19 protein-coding genes and 1 tRNA gene are annotated in these 14,670 nt (G+C 72.8%); 12 read left to right on the top strand and 8 right to left on the bottom strand.

The window, feature by feature from the left end; all coding sequences use genetic code 11:
- Positions 1–76: 76 nt before the first annotated feature.
- Entirely contained in the window at positions 77–1,129 is a 1,053-nt protein-coding gene (locus VFG42_RS11805) for an LLM class F420-dependent oxidoreductase (protein ID WP_324908580.1), read from the bottom strand.
- A 75-nt stretch (positions 1,130–1,204) separates the two neighbouring features.
- Here VFG42_RS11805 and VFG42_RS11800 point away from each other — a divergent pair, with 75 nt between their 5' ends.
- Positions 1,205–1,675 (top strand): hypothetical protein, encoded by a 471-nt coding sequence (locus VFG42_RS11800; protein WP_324908579.1) that lies wholly within the window; start codon positions 1,205–1,207, stop codon positions 1,673–1,675.
- A 10-nt stretch (positions 1,676–1,685) separates the two neighbouring features.
- Here VFG42_RS11800 and VFG42_RS11795 read toward each other — a convergent pair whose 3' ends face one another.
- Complete coding sequence (locus VFG42_RS11795) at positions 1,686–2,408, bottom strand: SDR family oxidoreductase (RefSeq protein ID WP_324908576.1); 723 nt, start codon at positions 2,406–2,408, stop codon at positions 1,686–1,688.
- Positions 2,409–2,484: 76 nt separating this feature from the next.
- Between VFG42_RS11795 and VFG42_RS11790 the strand changes: the two genes are divergently transcribed.
- Positions 2,485–3,477, top strand: coding sequence for a hypothetical protein (locus VFG42_RS11790; protein ID WP_324908574.1), 993 nt, complete (start codon positions 2,485–2,487; stop codon positions 3,475–3,477).
- Positions 3,478–3,501: 24 nt separating this feature from the next.
- Here VFG42_RS11790 and VFG42_RS11785 read toward each other — a convergent pair whose 3' ends face one another.
- Together VFG42_RS11785 and VFG42_RS11780 are read right to left on the bottom strand one after the other, a co-directional pair.
- The gene (locus VFG42_RS11785; protein WP_324908572.1) at positions 3,502–3,918 is read right to left on the bottom strand and encodes a CoA-binding protein; all 417 of its coding nucleotides are present in this window, start codon (positions 3,916–3,918) and stop codon (positions 3,502–3,504) included.
- Between the two features lie 3 nt (positions 3,919–3,921).
- A complete protein-coding gene (locus tag VFG42_RS11780; RefSeq protein WP_324908570.1) occupies positions 3,922–4,287 on the bottom strand; it encodes a hypothetical protein in 366 nt (121 codons plus the stop codon).
- A gap of 48 nt (positions 4,288–4,335) precedes the next feature.
- Between VFG42_RS11780 and VFG42_RS11775 the strand changes: the two genes are divergently transcribed.
- The 3 genes from VFG42_RS11775 (at position 4,336) to VFG42_RS11765 (ending at position 5,145) form a co-directional block, all read left to right on the top strand.
- A tRNA-Ile gene (locus VFG42_RS11775) sits at positions 4,336–4,409 on the top strand.
- Positions 4,410–4,478: 69 nt separating this feature from the next.
- Positions 4,479–4,724, top strand: a complete 246-nt coding sequence (locus VFG42_RS11770) for a hypothetical protein (RefSeq protein WP_324908568.1) — start codon at positions 4,479–4,481, stop codon at positions 4,722–4,724.
- Between the two features lie 73 nt (positions 4,725–4,797).
- Positions 4,798–5,145, top strand: coding sequence for a DUF1883 domain-containing protein (locus tag VFG42_RS11765; protein ID WP_324908566.1), 348 nt, complete (start codon positions 4,798–4,800; stop codon positions 5,143–5,145).
- Here VFG42_RS11765 and VFG42_RS11760 read toward each other — a convergent pair.
- Positions 5,142–5,312 (bottom strand): hypothetical protein, encoded by a 171-nt coding sequence (locus VFG42_RS11760; protein ID WP_324908564.1) that lies wholly within the window; start codon positions 5,310–5,312, stop codon positions 5,142–5,144. The two genes, VFG42_RS11765 and VFG42_RS11760, sit on opposite strands and share 4 nt — an antisense overlap.
- Positions 5,313–5,489: 177 nt before the next feature.
- On the opposite strand from VFG42_RS11760, the gene VFG42_RS11755 reads away from it, so the two are divergent.
- Positions 5,490–5,954 carry a hypothetical protein gene (locus VFG42_RS11755; protein ID WP_324908562.1) on the top strand — a complete coding sequence of 155 codons (465 nt, stop codon included), beginning with the start codon at positions 5,490–5,492 and terminating at the stop codon, positions 5,952–5,954.
- Here the strand turns inward: VFG42_RS11755 and VFG42_RS11750 are convergent.
- Together VFG42_RS11750 and VFG42_RS11745 are read right to left on the bottom strand one after the other, a co-directional pair.
- The gene (locus VFG42_RS11750) at positions 5,951–6,493 is read right to left on the bottom strand and encodes a carboxymuconolactone decarboxylase family protein (protein ID WP_324908560.1); all 543 of its coding nucleotides are present in this window, start codon (positions 6,491–6,493) and stop codon (positions 5,951–5,953) included. The two genes, VFG42_RS11755 and VFG42_RS11750, sit on opposite strands and share 4 nt — an antisense overlap.
- Before the next feature lie 9 nt (positions 6,494–6,502).
- Positions 6,503–6,892, bottom strand: a complete 390-nt coding sequence (locus VFG42_RS11745) for a cupin domain-containing protein (RefSeq protein ID WP_324908558.1) — start codon at positions 6,890–6,892, stop codon at positions 6,503–6,505.
- Positions 6,893–6,908: 16 nt separating this feature from the next.
- Between VFG42_RS11745 and VFG42_RS11740 the strand changes: the two genes are divergently transcribed.
- The 4 genes from VFG42_RS11740 to VFG42_RS11725 all read left to right on the top strand — a co-directional run bounded on the left by VFG42_RS11740 (position 6,909) and on the right by VFG42_RS11725 (position 11,287).
- Positions 6,909–7,286, top strand: a complete 378-nt coding sequence (locus tag VFG42_RS11740) for a VOC family protein (protein WP_324908556.1) — start codon at positions 6,909–6,911, stop codon at positions 7,284–7,286.
- 104 nt (positions 7,287–7,390) lie between these two features.
- Positions 7,391–9,751, top strand: a complete 2,361-nt coding sequence (locus VFG42_RS11735) for an EAL domain-containing protein (RefSeq protein WP_324908554.1) — start codon at positions 7,391–7,393, stop codon at positions 9,749–9,751.
- A gap of 124 nt (positions 9,752–9,875) precedes the next feature.
- On the top strand, positions 9,876–10,124 hold the full coding sequence (locus tag VFG42_RS11730; RefSeq protein WP_324908552.1) for a hypothetical protein: 249 nt from the start codon (positions 9,876–9,878) through the stop codon (positions 10,122–10,124).
- Between the two features lie 122 nt (positions 10,125–10,246).
- A complete protein-coding gene (locus VFG42_RS11725; protein WP_324908550.1) occupies positions 10,247–11,287 on the top strand; it encodes a sensor domain-containing diguanylate cyclase in 1,041 nt (346 codons plus the stop codon).
- A gap of 58 nt (positions 11,288–11,345) precedes the next feature.
- On the opposite strand, the gene VFG42_RS11720 is transcribed toward VFG42_RS11725, so the two are convergent.
- A complete protein-coding gene (locus tag VFG42_RS11720; protein WP_324908548.1) occupies positions 11,346–12,473 on the bottom strand; it encodes an FUSC family protein in 1,128 nt (375 codons plus the stop codon).
- Between the two features lie 259 nt (positions 12,474–12,732).
- Between VFG42_RS11720 and VFG42_RS11715 the strand changes: the two genes are divergently transcribed.
- Positions 12,733–13,620, top strand: a complete 888-nt coding sequence (locus tag VFG42_RS11715) for a MurR/RpiR family transcriptional regulator (RefSeq protein WP_324908546.1) — start codon at positions 12,733–12,735, stop codon at positions 13,618–13,620.
- Between the two features lie 165 nt (positions 13,621–13,785).
- Positions 13,786–14,670 carry a pyridoxal 5'-phosphate synthase lyase subunit PdxS gene (gene pdxS, locus VFG42_RS11710; protein ID WP_324908544.1) on the top strand — a complete coding sequence of 295 codons (885 nt, stop codon included), beginning with the start codon at positions 13,786–13,788 and terminating at the stop codon, positions 14,668–14,670.

The raw sequence follows: 14,670 nt of genomic DNA, 5'->3' as shown, positions 1-14,670 counted from the left end.
CGCGCCCGCAGCGCCCGGCCGAGGGCGATGATCGGGAACGCGTGGCCCGCGTCCCCGAACGCGCCCAGGAGGACCCTCAGATCTCCTCCATCAACTCGGCCACCGCGCGCAGCTGGGCGATCCGCTCGTCGCGCGTCCACGCCATCGGGGAGACGCCGAGCGTCCCGACGCCCGCGTCCGCGTACGCGCGCAGCCGCTCGCGCACCCGGTCGCGCGGGCCGACCAGGGACACCAGGTCGATCAGCTCGTCGGGCAGCGCGGCGCCCGCCTCTTCCTTGCGACCCGCCAGGTACAGGTCCTGGACCTCGCGCGCCGCGTCCTCGAACCCGTACCGCCGCACGAGCGTGTTGTAGAAGTTCTTCTCGCGCGACCCCATGCCGCCGACGTACAGCGCCAGGAACGGGCGCATCGCGTCGCGCGCGCCCGCCACGTCGTCCTCGGTGATGTTCACGTTGACGGTCGGCGCGATGTCGAAGCCGTTCTCATAGTCCAACGTCCGGCCCACCGATGCCGCGCCCTCCTCCAGCGACTCCTTCAACATCGGCAGGTGCTCGGGGGACAGCAGCGTCGGCATCCAGCCGTCGGCGATCTCGCCGGCCAGCGCCGTGTTGCGCGGCCCGATCGCCGCCAGGTAGATCGGCATCCGCTCCTGCACCGGCGCGATCGTCAGCTTCAGCGCCTTGCCCGGCCCGTCGGGCAGCGGCAGCGTGATCGCCTGGCCGTCGTAGACCACCCGCTCGCGCGCCAGCGCCATCCGGACGACCTCGATGTACTCGCGCGTGCGCTGGATCTGCTTGCCGAACCGCACGCCGTGCCAGCCCTCCGACACCTGCGGCCCGGACGACCCGATCCCCAGCAGCATCCGGCCGTCGGACAGCTGGTCGATCGTCGCCGCGGTCATCGCGGTCATCGTCGCGCTGCGGCCCGGCATCTGGAAGATCCCCGAGCCGAGCTTGATCGTCGTCGTCTGCCCGGCCAGCCAGGCGAGGATCGTCGCCGCGTCGGAGCCGTAGGCCTCGGCGGTCCAGACGCTGTCGTAGCCGAGCCGCTCGGCCTCCTGGACGATCGACAGCTGATCGGCGCTCGTCAGGCCGAGGCCCCAGTAGCCGATGTGGACACCCAGCTTCATGTTGCAACGAACCTTTCAGGAGGAGGAACCCGCCTTCCCACGGCGAGCCCGGCGGCGTACGCTGTCGGGGACCCTATGCGAGGACGCCGCGACACGCCGCTGAACGACCTCCGGCTCGCGATCGACTGCCTCCCGCTGCGCACGCGCGAGGCGATGCTCCAGGGCATCCGCGCCAACGACATCATCGTCGGCGCCTACAGCGACCGCAGCGGCGGCGTCTGCCCGATGCTCGCCGCCCACCGCCACGGCGGGCGCACCTCGTTCGTCTCCTTCGCGCACGCCTGGGACCGCTTCGCGGGCGGCAAGCGCGCCCGCCGCGCGACCGCGCGCGAGCTGGCGATCCTCGAGTCGCAGCTGACCGACTCGATCCTCCACGAGGCCGACCTCGGCGGCGCGATCGCCGACCACCAGCGCATCGCCCGCCGGCGCAAGGAGGCCGAGGCCCGGCGCGTCGGCCTCGGCTGGCTGCGCGAGCGGCGCGACGACGCCGCCGCGGAAGGCGCGCTCGCGCAGGTCGAGCGCCGCCGCCACCTCGTCGAGCGCTAGCGCCCCGCGCTCACTCCCCGGGCCGGATGAACTGGATCTCCGGGATGATGCACGCGGGCGAGACCTTCAACAACAGCCGGACCGCCTCGGCGATGTCCTGGGGCGTGATCATCTCCTCGGCGGGGACCGACTCCTTGACGAACTCGGTCATCGGCGTGTCGACCCACCCGGGGCAGAGCGCGGTCGACTTGATGCCCTCGGGCGACAGCTCCTTGTGCATGGCCTCGGTGAAGTTGACGACCGCGCCCTTGGTCGCGCTGTAGACCGACAGCCACGCCTGGCCGCGCTTGGCGGCGATCGACGCGGTGTTGACGACCTGGGCCGTGCCGGTCTCGGCCGCCGCCGCCCGCAGCAGGTCCACCGTCTCGCGGTAGAACAGGATGATCGAGCGCAGGTTGACGCCGAGCTGCATGTCCAGGCGCTTGGTCTCGATGTCCGCGACCGACGCGCCGATGCCGACGCCGGCGTTGTTGACCAGGACGTCCAGCCGGCCGAAGCGGGCGCGGTGGGCGTCGACGACGGCCTTGACGCCGTCCTCGTCGCCGAGCGCGCCGGCCACGAGCTCGACCTCGTAGCCCTTGTCCCGCAGGCCCGCCGCGGCCCGCTCCAGCTTCTCCGGCCGCCGGGCGGCGACGGTCAGCCCGAAGCCCTCCTCGCCGAGCATGTCGGCGACCGCCAGGCCGATCCCGCTCGATGCGCCCGTCACGATCGCCGCACGCCGCCGCTCGCTCACGTCGTCTCCTCCATCTCCGCTTAACACGTCACCGGCGCGCGGTATCCAATCAGGCCACTAGCCTTTCCCGCTGCCCATGCGTCGCTCTCGCCTGTTCCCGGTCCTGCTGCTGTCCGCCTGCTCGCTGGTCGTCGCCGCGTGCGGCGGGGGAGGCGACGGAGGAGCCGGCAACGCCGCGGCGCCCGCCCAGCCGGCGACCGCCAAGGCCGAGGAGTTCCCGCCGACCGCGGGCAAGACGCTGCCCGACGTGATCGGGAACCTGCCGTCCGGGCCGGTGCTCGCGCCGAGCGTGTCGCTGCTGGAGAAGGGCAGCAACCGCGTCGGCTTCGCGCTCTTCGACACCGCCGGCAAGCAGCTGACCGGCGCGCAGGTGGCGCTCTACGTCGGGTCGACGTCCGGCGCCTCGGCGCGCGGGCCGTTCCCGGCGCGCAGCGAGTCGCTGAAGGTCTCGCCGCAGTTCGAGAGCAAGCAGACCGCGACCGACCCCAACAGCGCGCGGGCCGTCTACGTCGCCGACGTGCCGTTCAAGAAGAACGGCAAGTACGCGATGCTCGCGATCGCGCGGCTGGACGGCCGGATGGTCGCGACGTCGCCGATCGGCGTCGAGGTCGGCGTGCAGAAGGTCACGCCGCCGGGCGTGGGCGACAAGGCGCCGGTGATCCACACGCTGACGCCGGCCGACGTCTCGGGCAACCTGGCCAAGATCGACACGCGCCTGCCTCCGGCCGCGAACCTGCTCAAGGACGACTTCGCCGACGTCGTCGGCAAGAAGCCGGTCGTGCTGACGTTCGCGACGCCGCAGCTCTGCCAGTCGCGCGTGTGCGGCCCGGTGGTGGACGTGGTCGACGAGGTGTCCGCCAAGGTCGGCGACAAGGTGTCGTTCATCCACCAAGAGGTCTACCAGGACAACGAGGTCAACAAGGGCCTGCGGTCGCAGCTCAAGACCTACAAGCTGCAGACCGAGCCGTGGACGTTCGTCATCGACCGCAACGGCGTGATCTCGACGCGCTTCGAGGGCGCGTTCTCGGCCGGCGAGCTGGAGCGCGCCGTGGCCAAGGTCGACAGCTGACGCGCCGTCGGCGCGCCCGCGTCCTCAGCTCGTCGCCGCCCGCAGCCGCGGCAGCTCGATCGCCGGGCAGCGGTCCATCGCGACGTGCAGCCCGGCCTTGCGCGCCCGCTCCGCGGCCGCCTCGTCGATCACGCCCAGCTGCAGCCAGACGCCCTTGACGCCCGGCCGGGCGATCGCCTCGTCGACGTGGACGCCGGCCTGGTCGGCGCGGCGGAAGACGTCGACGACGTCCACGTCGACGTCGTCGGGGATGTCGGTGACGCTCGGGTAGCAGCGCTCGCCGAGGATCGACGTCTCGCGCGGGTTGACCGGGATGACCGTGAAGCCCTCCCGCCGCAGCAGCGCCGCGATCCGGTGCGAGTCCCGTGACGGGTCCGGCGAGCAGCCGACGACCGCCCACGCCTTGGTGGACGTGAGCATCGCGCGAACGTCGTCGTCCATGTCCTAGGCCTCGGCGGCCAGCCACGCCGCGACGCGCGGCGGGGGAGACCCGTGGTACTCAGCGTCGACCGCCAGCTCGATGAGCCGATCGGGGTCGTCGTCGGCCTGGTTGGTGCGGAAGCGCAGGTAGGTGACGACCGCGCCGACGATCGCCAGCGCGGGGTCGTCGTCCTCCACGTCGACGTCGAGCTCCCGGACGGCCTCGGCCATCAGCTCGTCGACGTCCTCGACCCCGCGGATCGGCTCGTCGCGGTCCTCGAACCGCCGCGCGAGCTGGGCGATCGTGTCGTCGCCACCGTTGGGATCCACGGCCTCCGCGGCCCGCCGGACCGCCTCGGCCAAGGTCAGGTCATGTGGTTCGGTGGGCACGTCCCGAGCCTACCCCGCGCGCCCCGGAACGACCCCTAGGATTCGCGTGGGCTGGTAGCTCAACCGGTTAGAGCAGCAGACTCATAATCTGTCAGATCTGGGTTCGAATCCCAGCCGGCCCATGGGATTCGCCCCCTCGATGGTCCAGTCTTCGGTGCGACTGGTGAGCACCTCTCCTAGGGTTCCGCGCCATGCATCGAGGACTCGCGCTCGCCGGCGCCGTGATCGCCCTGGCCATCCCCGCCGGGGCGGCGATGGCCGACCAGGGCGGACCCGTCGCCCACGCCGCGTGCACGCGGGCGAAGATCGAGGGCCAGTCCAAGTGCATCGCGCGCGGCCAGTTCTGCCGGCACACCGCGCGCGCGGAGAAGGACTACGAGCGCTACGGCCTTCGCTGCAACAAGCGCGACAACCGCGGCAACTGGCACCTGACCTAGGACCTGCCGCTTCGGCGAGGGCTCGCCGCCCGCGGCGGTTGCCGCGCGGCGTGCCGCTGCGCGAACCTGGGGCATGGCCACGTTCGTCAAGCACGACCTGGGGCGCTGCGCCGCGGGCACCGTCGTCGAGGTCACGCCGGAGCAGGGCGGCAACGTCCTGCTCATCGACGCGCCGAACTTCGAGCTGTACCGGCGCGGCAAGCGCTGCCGCGTCGTCGGCGGCCCGGTCGCGGCGGGCGCGACGGCCCACCTGCAGGTCCAGACCGACGACCGCTGGATGGTGATCGTCGACCTCGCCGGCGGCCGCGGCCGCATCCGCGCCTCCGTCCGCAAGCTCGACCCCCAGCCGATCGACGCGGACGTCACCGCGACCGTGCCGACGCGCGTCTCGGCGCAGCAGCTGCTCAGCGGTCGCCGCTAGCGCCCGAACCCGTCGTCCAGGTCCAGCACCGCGTTGATGTGGCCGACCAGCGCGGCGGCCGCCGGCGTCCCGATGGTCAGCAGCAGCTCGCGGCAGGAGAGCAGGAGCTCGTCGCGCTCCTCCAGCTCGCGGGCCAGGTCGGGGGTGTCGTCGTCGGCGTCGGACACGGACGAGGACGGTAGGGGGAGCCTCGGACCGGCGGCAAGCGGGATTGCGTCAGAAGACACCTTGACAACCCGTGGGCACCCCTGAGTAACATCCCACCCACCACAACATCCTTAACTAATTCGCCCCCGCGCCGCGGAAACGGCCGGGGGCATGGCCCAAAGGAGCGGCGTACTCCCATGAGCACGAACCAGCGTACCGACGTCTGCGTCGTCACGGTCGATCGCGAGGTCGCCGAGGTCGTTCGCGAGCAGTCCATCGCGACCCTCGAGGCAAACCATCACTATTTCGAGGAGGTCGAGCGCTTCGGCGCCGACGCGCAGCGGGCGCTCGCGCGCATCTACCGCGACGCGTTCGCGACCCTCGACGCGATCGGCTGGGATCCGCGGGAGAACGCGGCGGCGCCCGAGGACGCGGTCCCGATCCCGCTGAGCCACGGCCACGTCGAGCAGCTCCGCGCCCGGCGCTTCGAGCTGGGCCACGCGAACATCGACCGCGTCGAGCACTCCTCGTCGTGGACGATCGCCGACCTCGAGCCCGCCCGCGAGCGCGCCAAGGCGCTGGACCGGCTGCTCGGCGCGTGGACGCGCGAGACCCGCGCGATCCGCGCGGCCCGCGCGGCCCACGCGCGGGACGGCGGCTAGCGCAGGCGGCTCGGCGCGTCGGCCTCGGCGATCGGGCGCCCGACCGTCAGGGCGTCGCGCAGCGCCGTGGGCTCCATCGCGGCGAAGGTCGCGTCGGCCTGGGCGCCCACGGCGTCCAGCGTCTTGGCGAAGAAGCAACGCGCGGTCGCGGCGGCGACGACGTCGAAGATCTCCTGGTCGCCGAGGCCGTGCGCGCGCAGCGCGTCGACGTCGGCCTCGCCGATCGCCGACGCGTCGCGCGCGATCCGCTGCGCGAACGCGACGACCGCCTGGTCGGCCGGCGGCAGGCCGGTCGAGTCGGTCAGCTCGTCGACCGTGGCCAGCTCGCCGGCCAGCGCGCGCGACGCGTGCGCCAGCGAGCAGTACGACGAGCGCAGCACGCGCGCGACCGCGATGCTCACCAGCTCGTAGCGCCGCGGGTCCATCCCCGCCTTGATCGTGCCGTTGAGGCCCAGCCAGGCCTCGTAGACCTCCGGGCGCTGCGAGAACGCCCGCTCGTAGTTGGGGATGTCGCGTGGATCGTCGCTGGAGAGGAACATGGCACCGGTTCAGATCGCTGAGGGCAGGAGCTGCGCATTCTCCTCCTCCGGCGGCCAGCCGTGGACGTAAACCACCAGATCGTCCAGGCCGTGGTTGACGGTCTGCAGCGGCGTCCCGTGCGGCACGTGGACCACGTCGCCGGGCACGGCGTCCACGCGCTCGGGCGGCTCGCCCAAGTACATCGTCAACGTGCCGCGCACGACGACGAACGTCTCGTCCTGCGTCGGGTGCCGATGCCGCTTGCCCGCCGCGCCCGGCTCGTAGCGCCACACGTTCGCGCGCGACCACTCGGTGCCCGCGGCCTCGCTCAGCTCGGCGACGTGCCGCGCGGGCTCGCCGTCCTCGTGCGGCCGCGTGATCCAGTCGTGGTCGTCGTACTTGAGGAGCCCGGGGGACATGCGGCAGAGTCTTTACATGACCATCGTCAACGGCGTCGACTTCGTGTCCATCCCGACCACCGACCTGGACCGGTCGGTGGCCTTCTACGGCGACACGCTGGAGCTGGAGCGCTCCGCCTACATGCCCGAGCGCAACTTCGCGGAGTTCGAGAACGGGACCGTGACCTTCAACATCATGGACCCGGTGAAGATGGGCGTCGGCGAGTTCGCGCGCAACGCCAACCCGGTCGCGCTGAACGTCGCCGACGTGGCCGCCGCCCGCCAGGCGCTGGAGGCCAAGGGCCTGACGTTCTTCGGCGACACGTTCGACACCGGCGTCTGCCACATGGCGTTCTTCGCCGACCCCGACGGCAACGCGCTGATGCTCCACCACCGCTACGCGCCGCGGGGCTGAGCGGCGGACGAGCCCGTCGCACGCCTCTGTCAGAGTCGAGACACCGGCGTTTCCTAGGCAACGCTCACCCGATCGCGGGATGCCCGAGCGGGTAGGAGTCGCCGATGAACCCGGGAGCGGTGCCCTACGACCCGGAACGCTTCCATCCCCAGCGCATGGCCGCTGCGCTGGCCGACCCCGACCGCCTCGGCGCGCTCCGGCGCACCGGCATGGTCGACCCGAGCCCCGAGGCGGCGTTCGACCGCTGGGCGCGGCTGGCCGCCCACGCGCTGCGCACGCCGGTCGCCGCCGTCTCGCTGCTCGACGAGCGCCACCAGTACCTCAAGAGCCTCGTCGGCGCCGACCTCGACGACCGCACGCTGCGCCTCGAGCTGGGCATCTGCCGCTACGTCGTCGCCGGCGCCGCGCCGCTGGCGGTCGACGACACGCGCGAGCACGCTGAGCTGCACGACATCGCGATCTACCGCGACCACGGCCTGCACGCCTACGCCGGCACGCCGATCTGCGTCGACGGCCAGGCGATCGGCTCGCTCTGCGTCGCCCAGCCCGACCCGCGCGCCTGGACCCACGAGGACCTGGCGATGCTCGGCGACTTCGCTGAGGCGATCGCGGGCGAGATCGCGCTGCGGATCGCCGCCGGCGACCTGCGTCGCGTCAACGGCGTCGTCGAGGACCACAACCGCATCCACGAGCTGATCGCCGCCGACGCGCCGCTGGAGGACGTGCTGCGCGAGGTGGTGCTGAGCATCGAGAACTACGACCCGTCGCTGCGCGGCAGCGTCCTGCTGCTGGACCCGGTCCTGCGCACGATCCACCACGGGGCCGCGCCGTCGCTGCCCGCCTCCTACGTCGCGCAGCTCGAGGGCGTGGTGATCGGCCCCGACGTCGGCTCCTGCGGCGCGGCCGCCCACCACGGCACCGAGATCATCAGCGCCGACCTGGAGGCCGACCCCAGGTGGACGGCGTTCCTCCCGCTGGTCCGCGAGCACGGCCTGGGCCACTGCTGGTCGTTCCCGGTCCTCGGCGGCGCGGGCGACGTCCTCGGGACCTTCGGCGTCTACGGCGACCGGCCGCGGACGCCGACCGAGCGCCACAAGGGCTTCCTGCGCGACGCCGCGCGCCTGGCCGGGATCGCGATCGAGCGCCGGCGGGCGACCGAGGAGCTCGTCCACCGCGCCACGCACGACCCGCTGTCGGGCCTGCCCAACCGGCGGCTGCTCTTCGACCGCCTGACGCACGCGCTGGCGCGGGCCCGGCGGTCGGGCACCACGCTCGCGGTCCTGTTCGTCGATGTCGACCGCCTCAAGCTCATCAACGACACGCTCGGCCACGACGTCGGCGACGAGGTCCTGCGCGACGTCGCCGAGCGCGTCGCCGGATGCGTGCGGCCGGGCGACACCGTCGCGCGCTTCGGCGGCGACGAGTTCGTCATCGTCGCCGAGGACATCGAGCCCGACCACGCCGCGGCGGTCGCCGAGCGCGTGGTCGCCGCCGTCGCCGCCGCGTCGGCCTGCGACGCCCACGGCCTGACGCCGACCGCCAGCGTCGGGCTGACCGTCATCGCCGGCGGCGAGGCCGACGCCCACGAGGCGCTGCGCCGCGCCGACGAGGCGATGTACGCGGCCAAGGAGGAGGGCGGCAACCGCCACCGGCGCGGGTACGGCGACGGCGACGGCACCGGACGCCGCCTGGAGGTCGAGGCCGCGCTGCGCGGCGCGCTGGACCGCGGCGAGTTCCACCTGGTGGCCCAGCCGATCGCGGGCTTCGGCGACCAGGAGATCGTGGGCTGCGAGGCGCTGCTGCGCTGGACGCATCCGGCGCTCGGCGCGGTCGGCCCCGACGAGTTCATCCCGATCGCCGAGGAGACCGGCCTGATCGACGCGCTCGGCGCCTGGGTGCTGCGCGAGTCCTGCGCGCAGACCGTCACCGTGCGCCGTGCGACCGGCCGCGACCTGCGGCTCGGCGTCAACGTCTCGCCGCGCCAGCTGCGCCATCCGGCGTTCCTGGCCGCGCTGGAGGGCGCGCTGGCCGACTCCGGGCTGCCGGCGCGCGCGCTCGTGGTCGAGATCACCGAGACCGCGCTGCTGGGCAGCGACCACGCGACCGCCCACGCCATCGACGGCCTGCGCGCGCTCGGCGCGCGCCTGGTGCTCGACGACTTCGGCACCGGCTTCTCCTCGCTGTCGATGCTCAAGGAGCGCCCGATCGACGGCATCAAGATCGACCGCTCGTTCGTCGCCGGGCTGCCCGCCGACGCCTCCAGCGGCGCGATCGTCGCCGCCGTCGTCGGCATGGCCCACGCCCTCGGGCGCACGGTCACCGCCGAGGGGATCGAGACCTCCGAGCAGCTCGCGTTCCTGCAGGCGCTGGGCTGCGACCAGGCCCAGGGTTACCTCGTCGGCCGCCCGATGCCGTTCGCGCGGCTGGCGAACCTGCTGCGCGAGCGCGCCCCGCACCGCCGCTGACCCGGCTTTGCACACCTTTTGCTCTCTGAGCGCTCAGGAAGGCTCGAACGTATGCCATCTGAGAGCGGTTGAGCGAGGCTACCGCCCGCGGTTGGGTCACCGAGGGTCACGGAAGGAGCGGAGGTTGCCGTTCGCGCACGTCGTCGTCGTTGCCGGCACGGTCCAGACGGCGGTCACCTCGACGATCGCGTGGCTCTTCATGGTGGCCTTCGGGATCTACCGCCTGCGCCGCTATCGCGCGGGCACTCTGGAGCGTGAGGCGCTGGCGCGGATGCGCATCGCCCACGCGCGGCGGACCGGCGACCTCCGGGCGCTGGAGGCCGCCGCGAGGCCCGCCGAGCGCGCGGTCAGGGCCGGGCGCGAGGCCGGCTGACCCGCGGAGGGGAGGCCCGAACGGCATGTTGCGCGCGCAAGCGTCGCGCCCGCAAGGATGGCCGATCGGACCATCGCTCTCAATCTCCGCCCGCCTCTGGCCGATGTCTCAGGGGAGAGCCGATGCAGACCGTCTCCGCCACCCGCGTCGTGAGGGGCCTCGAGTCGATCATCGACGCCGTGGCCGGCGTGCTCGCCGAGCAGTCACTGCCCGCGACGCTGCAGTCGATGGCGCGCGCGCTCGGCGGCATCGTGCCCTACACGAGCCTGGCGATCTACGAGGTCGACGCCGAGCACAACCGGCTCAAGCCGGTCTTCGCCGAGGGCTCGTGGGTGGAGGAGACGATGGCCGACGCGCCCGCGATCGACAACTCGATCAGCGGCAAGGTCGTCCGCTCGCGCCAGCTCGTGCACCTCGAGCCCGGCCACCCGTGGTTCGGGCGCCACCAGATCGCCGACACGCCCCAGGACGTCGAGGCGATCGTCTTCTGCCCGCTGATCGTCGCCGACCGCGTGATCGGCACGCTCAACGTCTGGCGCGAGGACTCCGCGCCCGAGCTGTCCGGCGCGATCCCGTCGTTCTCGCCCGAGGAGGCGCAGCTGATCAAGCGCTTCGCGTCGCTGGCCGCGCTGGCCTACGACAACGCGCGCCGCCGCGAGCTGCTCTCCGCGCAGGCCCGCACCGACGAGCTGACCGGCCTCTTCAACCGCCGCCACTTCCACGAGCGCCTCGCCGCCGAGCTGTCGCGCGCCCAGCGCGACGAGTCCCCGGTCGGCCTCGTGCTGCTCGACGTCGACGATTTCAAGCGCGTCAACGACGTCCACGGCCATCCGGTCGGCGACGCCGTGCTGGTGCGCTTCGGCGAGGTCCTGGAGGCGCACGTGCGCGCCGGCGACGTCGTCTGCCGGACCGGCGGCGAGGAGTTCGCCGTCGTGCTGCCCAACGCCGACGACGCCGAGACCACCCGCGCCGCCGAGCGCCTGGTCGGGGCGATCCGCGCGTCGGAGTGGACGATCGCCGGGCCGATCACCGCCAGCGCCGGCGTCGCCGTCGCGCCGCGGGACGCGAGCACGGTCGCCACGCTCTTCAAGGCCGCCGACGAGTGCCTGCTGGCGGCCAAAGCCCTGGGCAAGGACCGCGTGGTCCTGCCCAGTCGCCGATAGCGTCGGCTGCGCGATCCATGCCGGGCAAGGACCGCGTGGTCCTGCCGACGCGGGCTCGCTAGCGACCCTCGCGCGTCACCGGCTGACCGCGGATCCGCGCCCGCGCCTCCGCGGGCTCCATGCCGGTCGTGCGCAGCAGGTCGACCGCGGTCGAGCGCACCTGCCCGACGATCACCGACACGCTCAGGTTGGTGGTCTGCTCCAGGACCGCCGAGGCATGGCGCGCCGCCTGCACCGCCGGGTCGACGACCTGGTCGGCGCGCCGCGCGTCCTCCATCCACGGCGCCAGCGAGACCACGGCCCGGCGCAGGTCCTGGATCGCCTCGACGACCGCGGGCGGCACGCGGTCGCCGGTCTCGATCGCGCGGAGCACGCCGCGCGCCAGCACCCGCACGTTGCGCACCGCGAGGTCGATCTGGCCGCCGGCGTCGCTGTAGACGGCCAGCGGCCCGCGCTGGTCGCGGCGGATCGGCGCGGCGGCCGCGGTCTCGCGCCCGATCGTCACGGCCTCCAGGAACCTCTGGGTCGACGCGTCGATCGCGCGGGCGCGCTCCAGCGCGGCGATCGCCGCGTCGCGGTCGCGCGTCTCCAGCGCCCGGGCGATCGCGTCCAGCACGGCGGCCAGCTCGCGCAGGACCGGGACCGCCTCGCGCCGGACCAGCCCGATCGGGTCGATCGGCGCGATCACGAAGTTCAGCAGCAGCGCGACGCCGCAGCCGATCAGCGCGTCGCCGGCGCGGGTGAACGACAGCCCGTTGGTCGGCGGCTGGAGCGTCACCACCAGGATCGCCGAGACCGCCGCCTGCGAGACCAGCAGCGGCCCGCCGCCGAGGAACACGGCGATCGACGTCGCCAGCAGCTCGATCAGGATCAGCTGGGGGACGCCGCTGCCGAGCTTCAGCACCAGGACGTCGGCCAGCGCGATCCCCAGCGGGACACCGACCGTCACCTCGATCGCGCGCTGCAGCCGCGAGCCGACGGTCAGCCCGAGCGTGATGATCGCCGCCACCGGCGCGAAGAACGCGCCGGTCGTCCCGACGAGCTCCCGGGCGATCAGCCACGCGACCGCCGCGGCGATCGCGCCCATGAGCAGCGTGGGGAAGAGGCGGCGCCAGCGCTGGGCGCGGTCCCGCATCGACACGCGGGACCGCTCGGCCGCGGCCTCGATCACGTCGCGCGAGCTCACGGAGCGCTCATACCCGCTCGCGCCACCCGTCCCACCGCGGACATGGAGGGTCCGATGTCGATTCCCGGCGCGGGGCCGTGGGGGAGGCCTCCAGGACACCACCAAAGCGCGAAGGACGGCATTCGGCGCCATATCCCCCGCCGCCGATCCTTCGTCTCCTCAGCACGCGCCCGGACCGACCTCGGCCGGGCGCGTCGCGTTGGTGGGGACACCCTCTTTGGAGGAGACCGCGCCGGGGGCGTCGAAAGACCTGGCGCCCATGAAGAGGACGTCCGCGACCATCACCGCCCCGCCGCACGAGGCGCGTGGCCACCAGACCCTGTCGGCCTACATCCAGGCGCGCTTCGACGAGTTCTCGCGCAGCCAGAAGGACGTGGCCCAGTACATCGTCGACCATCTCGACGAGGTCGCCTTCCAGACCGCCGAGGAGCTGGCGCGCCGGGCGAACACGTCGTCCTCGACGGTCGTGCGCTTCTCGCAGGCCCTGGGCTTCGAGGGCTTCCCCGAGCTGCAGCACTCCGCTCGCGAGGAGTACCGCCGCAAGGTCGCCTCGGGCCAGGTCAGCGGGGCGGGCGCCGCGTCGCCCGAGCCGCTGTTCTCCTTGGACCAGAACGAGTTCGAGACCGCGATCGCCGCCGACTACAACAACGTCGAGGAGACCGCGCGCCGCGTCTCGCGCTCCGACGTCGAGGCCGCGATCGACGCCATCGCCTCCGCGGACCGCGTGCTGGTGTGCGGCACCGATCAGATGGCGTTCTTCGCCAGTTACTTCCGCCACCTGCTGATGCTGCTCGACCTGCGCGCCGAGATCGTGGCGTCGCCGTCGCAGGAGGCGCTGTCGCGCCTGGGCCGCATCGACGAGCGCACGCTGGTCATCGGCCTGAGCGCCGGTCGTCCGCACCCGCTGGTCGTCCGCGCCATGAAGCTCGCGCGCCACCGCAAGGCCCCGACGCTGGCCGTCGTGGACGCGACGCTGTCCGAGGTCGCCAAGCTCGCGCAGATCAAGTTGTACTACTCGTCCAACTCGCCGGCCTACATCCGCTCGCACACCGCGCTGCTCTCGCAGCTGCAGGCGCTGGCCTACGGCGTGTACTCGCGCGACGCCGAGCAGTACGCGGACCGCATCAAGGCCTTCCGACTGAAGTAACCGCCCCCTCGGCGATGCGGGTCACTGCGGACGTCATATGGACGTTCGGAGTGACCCGGATCGTGGGGAGAGGGCGGGCCAAGCCGATTTGGCCCTGGTTTGGCCCTCGATTGGACCTTCCCTGCGGCCCTTGAGACCGGGCCAAAGTGCGCTAGTGTCGCCCTTATGCGCGACGAAGCGACGTTCCGGGTCAAGGCCGGTCTGGCCGAGATGCTGAAGGGCGGCGTCATCATGGACGTCGTCGACGCCGAGCAGGCCAAGGTCGCCGAGGACGCCGGCGCGGCCGCGGTGATGGCGCTGGAGCGCGTCCCGTCCGACATCCGCCGCGACGGCGGGGTCGCCCGCATGAGCGACCCGCAGATGATCAAGGGCATCCAGGAGGCCGTGACGATCCCGGTCATGGCCAAGGCCCGCATCGGCCACTTCGCCGAGGCCCAGGTCCTGGAGGCGCTGGAGGTCGACTACATCGACGAGTCCGAGGTCCTGACGCCGGCCGACGAGGCCCATCACATCGACAAGTGGGCGTTCAAGGTCCCGTTCGTCTGCGGCGCGACGAACCTCGGCGAGGCGCTGCGGCGCATCGGCGAGGGCGCGGCGATGATCCGCTCCAAGGGCGAGGCCGGCACCGGCGACGTCGTCGAGGCCGTGCGCCACATGCGGTCGATCCGCGGCGAGATCCGCCGCCTCGGCACGCTCGACGAGACCGAGCTGTTCGTCGCCGCCAAGGAGCTGCAGGCGCCCTACGACATCGTCCGCGACGTCGCCAAGAACGGCAAGCTGCCGGTCCCGCTGTTCAGCGCGGGCGGCATCGCCACGCCGGCCGACGCGTCGCTGATGATGCAGCTGGGCGCGGAGTCGGTCTTCGTCGGCTCGGGCATCTTCAAGTCGTCGGACCCGCAGGCCATGGCCCGCGCGGTCGTCGAGGCCACCACGCACTTCGCCGACGCCGAGCGCGTCGCGGCGGCGTCGACCGGCCTCGGCGCGGCGATGCAGTCGCTGGAGGCGCGCAAGCTCGACGAGTCGCAGATCCTCTCCACGCGCGGCTGGTAG

It is taken from the genome of Baekduia sp., assembly GCF_035685985.1.
Taxonomy (GTDB): Bacteria; Actinomycetota; Thermoleophilia; order Solirubrobacterales; family Solirubrobacteraceae; genus Baekduia.
Note: the sequence above shows the minus strand (reverse complement) of the source record. Positions and strands in the feature narration are given on the sequence as shown.

Coding starts and splice junctions, on each gene's coding strand:
- VFG42_RS11800 (WP_324908579.1), top strand. CDS start 1,205: ATGCGAGGACGCCGCGACACGCCGCTGAACGACCTCCGGCTCGCGATC.
- VFG42_RS11735 (WP_324908554.1), top strand. CDS start 7,391: ATGAACCCGGGAGCGGTGCCCTACGACCCGGAACGCTTCCATCCCCAG.
- VFG42_RS11750 (WP_324908560.1), bottom strand. CDS start 6,493: ATGTTCCTCTCCAGCGACGATCCACGCGACATCCCCAACTACGAGCGG.
- VFG42_RS11765 (WP_324908566.1), top strand. CDS start 4,798: ATGGCCACGTTCGTCAAGCACGACCTGGGGCGCTGCGCCGCGGGCACC.
- VFG42_RS11715 (WP_324908546.1), top strand. CDS start 12,733: ATGAAGAGGACGTCCGCGACCATCACCGCCCCGCCGCACGAGGCGCGT.
- VFG42_RS11785 (WP_324908572.1), bottom strand. CDS start 3,918: ATGGACGACGACGTTCGCGCGATGCTCACGTCCACCAAGGCGTGGGCG.
- VFG42_RS11725 (WP_324908550.1), top strand. CDS start 10,247: ATGCAGACCGTCTCCGCCACCCGCGTCGTGAGGGGCCTCGAGTCGATC.
- VFG42_RS11740 (WP_324908556.1), top strand. CDS start 6,909: ATGACCATCGTCAACGGCGTCGACTTCGTGTCCATCCCGACCACCGAC.
- VFG42_RS11790 (WP_324908574.1), top strand. CDS start 2,485: ATGCGTCGCTCTCGCCTGTTCCCGGTCCTGCTGCTGTCCGCCTGCTCG.
- VFG42_RS11745 (WP_324908558.1), bottom strand. CDS start 6,892: ATGTCCCCCGGGCTCCTCAAGTACGACGACCACGACTGGATCACGCGG.
- VFG42_RS11805 (WP_324908580.1), bottom strand. CDS start 1,129: ATGAAGCTGGGTGTCCACATCGGCTACTGGGGCCTCGGCCTGACGAGC.
- pdxS (WP_324908544.1), top strand. CDS start 13,786: ATGCGCGACGAAGCGACGTTCCGGGTCAAGGCCGGTCTGGCCGAGATG.
- VFG42_RS11770 (WP_324908568.1), top strand. CDS start 4,479: ATGCATCGAGGACTCGCGCTCGCCGGCGCCGTGATCGCCCTGGCCATC.
- VFG42_RS11755 (WP_324908562.1), top strand. CDS start 5,490: ATGAGCACGAACCAGCGTACCGACGTCTGCGTCGTCACGGTCGATCGC.